A 2,517-nucleotide genomic window follows, 5' to 3' on the forward strand; every position below is an offset into this window, starting at 1 on the left:
ATCGAATGCTTGATCACTTCGTCTTGCTGTTTGGCAAAATAGTGATCGGCACCGTCAATCGCGCACATGTCAACTTCAATGCCTTTCTGGGCATTCAGCTTGTCGGCAAGCTTGTTGACCGAGGCGACCGGAATGTTGGTGTCCTGCGTGCCGTGGATCAGAATGCCGGATGACGGGCAGGGGGCAAGGAAGGTGAAGTCATGTTCACTTGCCGGGGCTGCGACCGAAATAAATCCGTCAATTTCCGGACGGCGCATCAAAAGCTGCATGCCGATCCAGGAACCGAATGAATAACCGGCAACCCAGGTTGCGCGCGCATTGGCGTTATAGGTCTGCATCCAGTCAAGCGCGGATGCCGCATCAGACAGTTCGCCGATCCCCTGATCGAATACGCCTTGCGAGCGGCCGACGCCACGGAAGTTGAACCGCATGACGGAATAGCCACGATCCTTGAACATGTTGAACATGTTAAAGCACAACTTGTTATTCATTGTGCCACCCTGTTGCGGGTTCGGATGGAGGATAAGTGCGATGGGCGAATCGTCAGCGCCGTTATGGTGGTAGCGACCTTCAAGGCGACCTTCGGGGCCGTTAAAAATGACCTCAGGCATGGATCAGACTGCTCCTGTCCACGAATGGAAAGATGTGTGTAACAAAAATATCCGAGTGTTTTTGTAAGTTTTTTCGTGTTTGCGCATAAATTGCTTTGGGCAAATACTTGACCAAGTTACTCGGTTATCCTATATTCCGGCTAACCCGATGGTGCCTGTCGAACCCGACAATTGCTTATGTGCAAGGACGGGGCTGGGCGTGGCTGCCGGGAATCGAAGGTACTAATTACACAGTGGACCGCCCCATGTTCAAGCTAATTCGTCAGGAAATTGACGCGATGATCGCCCGTGACCCTGCGGCGCGATCCCGTTGGGAAGTCGTGATCAGCTATCCGGCGTTTCATGCGATCATGGGCTATCGCGGGACACATTGGCTGTGGCAGCGCGGTTTTCGCCTGACGGCACGCTTCCTGTCGCAGATTTTGCGCTGGTTGACCGGGATCGAAATTCACCCGGGTGCGACGATTGGCAAGCGCTTCTTTATTGACCATGGCATGGGTGTCGTGATCGGCGAAACCGCCGAGATCGGCGATGATGTCACACTGTATCAAGGCGTTACCCTTGGCGGGACATCGCCAAGCGTGAACAGCGACGGCCAGCGTGGCCTGAAACGTCACCCGACCCTCGAGGACGGTGTGATTGTCGGGTCCGGCGCGCAAATCCTTGGACCATTTACCGTGCGCAAGAATGCACGTGTTGGCGGCAACGCCGTGGTCCTGGGTGAAGTGCCCGAGGGTGCGACCGTTGTAGGTATCCCAGCCAAGATCGTCCGCCGCGAACAGGATGATCGGTTCTGTGCCTATGGTACGCCGCTTGGCGATCTGCCCGATCCGGTTGCCCGTGCGCTTGAAGAACTTGGCCGTGAGGTCGAAACGCTGCGCAACAAGGTGGTCGCCCTTGAGGGTGAAAAGGCTGCATCTGACGCCACACCGGAAAAGCCGCGTATCGTCGCATCATCGGAATAGAATACGCGCCACCGCGCAACATGAATGAAAAGCCCGCTCGGGGTTAACCCCAAAGCAAGGCAGGAGGACGCACCGTGAAGCTGAGTACCAAAGGCCGCTATGCCGTTATGGCGATGGTCGATCTCGCTGAAAGCAGCAAGGACCGACCGGTCGCGCTTGCAGATATTGCGGACCGCCAGGAAATTTCGCTTTCTTATCTTGAACAGCTGTTTGGCAAATTGCGCAAGGGCGGTCTGGTCCGTTCGGTGCGCGGCCCGGGTGGTGGATATTTGCTTGCACGCAATGCCACTGAAACCCGTGTTGCCGATGTCATTCTGGCGGTTGATGAACCAATCCGTGCAACCCGTTGCAAGTCCGGCTCTCCCAAGGGCTGCAAGACCAACAAGGGCCGTTGTCTGACCCACGAACTTTGGGAAGAACTCGGCAACCAGATTTATCTTTATCTGGCCTCTGTCAGTCTTGCCGATGTGGTGGATCGCAACGTGGCGGGGACGCTTCGGACTTTCCCGGGTAAAACGACCCAGATCGAAGAGCCGTCACAGGTTGCGGCACAGTAGTTGGTCCTCTATATCGAGGGCAGATGCGAATAAGGATGATTTTAAACTGATGACCGACCAGGTTTATCTCGACTACAACGCCAGCGCGCCGCTTTGCGAAGATGCAAAGCAGGCCATGATCGCTGCGATGGATGTTGCAGGTAATCCGTCTTCGGTTCATGCCAGTGGCCGTGCGGCCCGCAAGATCGTTGATCATGCAAGACGCACCATTGCCGATTTGCTGGGCGGTGATTCAGAACGGATCATCTTCACCAGCGGCGGTACTGAGGCCAACAATCTGGCGCTGAACGGGTTGGAAGATGTCACCGTATTTACCAGTGCGGTCGAACATCCTTCGGTCATCGAAGCAAGACCGGACGCCAAACGCATCCCGGTGGATGAAAA

General features: G+C 55.7%; 4 protein-coding genes. 3 read left to right on the plus strand and 1 reads right to left on the minus strand.

All coding sequences use genetic code 11. The features are described from left to right. On the minus strand, positions 1 to 611 hold a 611-nt coding region (locus B3Z49_RS01880), incomplete at its 3' end, for an alpha/beta hydrolase (protein WP_296987889.1). Positions 612 to 856: 245 nt separating this feature from the next. Here B3Z49_RS01880 and cysE point away from each other — a divergent pair. The 3 genes from cysE to B3Z49_RS01895 form a co-directional block, all read left to right on the plus strand. Further along, positions 857 to 1,576 (plus strand): serine O-acetyltransferase, encoded by a 720-nt coding sequence (gene cysE, locus B3Z49_RS01885; protein ID WP_081579304.1) that lies wholly within the window; start codon positions 857 to 859, stop codon positions 1,574 to 1,576. Between the two features lie 74 nt (positions 1,577 to 1,650). Further along, the gene (locus B3Z49_RS01890) at positions 1,651 to 2,133 is read left to right on the plus strand and encodes an Rrf2 family transcriptional regulator (protein ID WP_008890645.1); all 483 of its coding nucleotides are present in this window, start codon (positions 1,651 to 1,653) and stop codon (positions 2,131 to 2,133) included. A gap of 49 nt (positions 2,134 to 2,182) precedes the next feature. Beyond that, the coding region (locus B3Z49_RS01895; RefSeq protein ID WP_296987891.1) for an aminotransferase class V-fold PLP-dependent enzyme at positions 2,183 to 2,517 on the plus strand (335 nt) is incomplete at its 3' end.

The organism is Thalassospira sp. UBA1131 (genome assembly GCF_002311515.1).
GTDB lineage: Bacteria > Pseudomonadota > Alphaproteobacteria > Rhodospirillales > Thalassospiraceae > Thalassospira.

What these genes read in the sequence shown, in the direction of transcription:
- cysE (WP_081579304.1), top strand. Translation starts at nt 857, where the DNA reads ATGTTCAAGCTAATTCGTCAGGAAATTGACGCGATGATCGCCCGTGAC.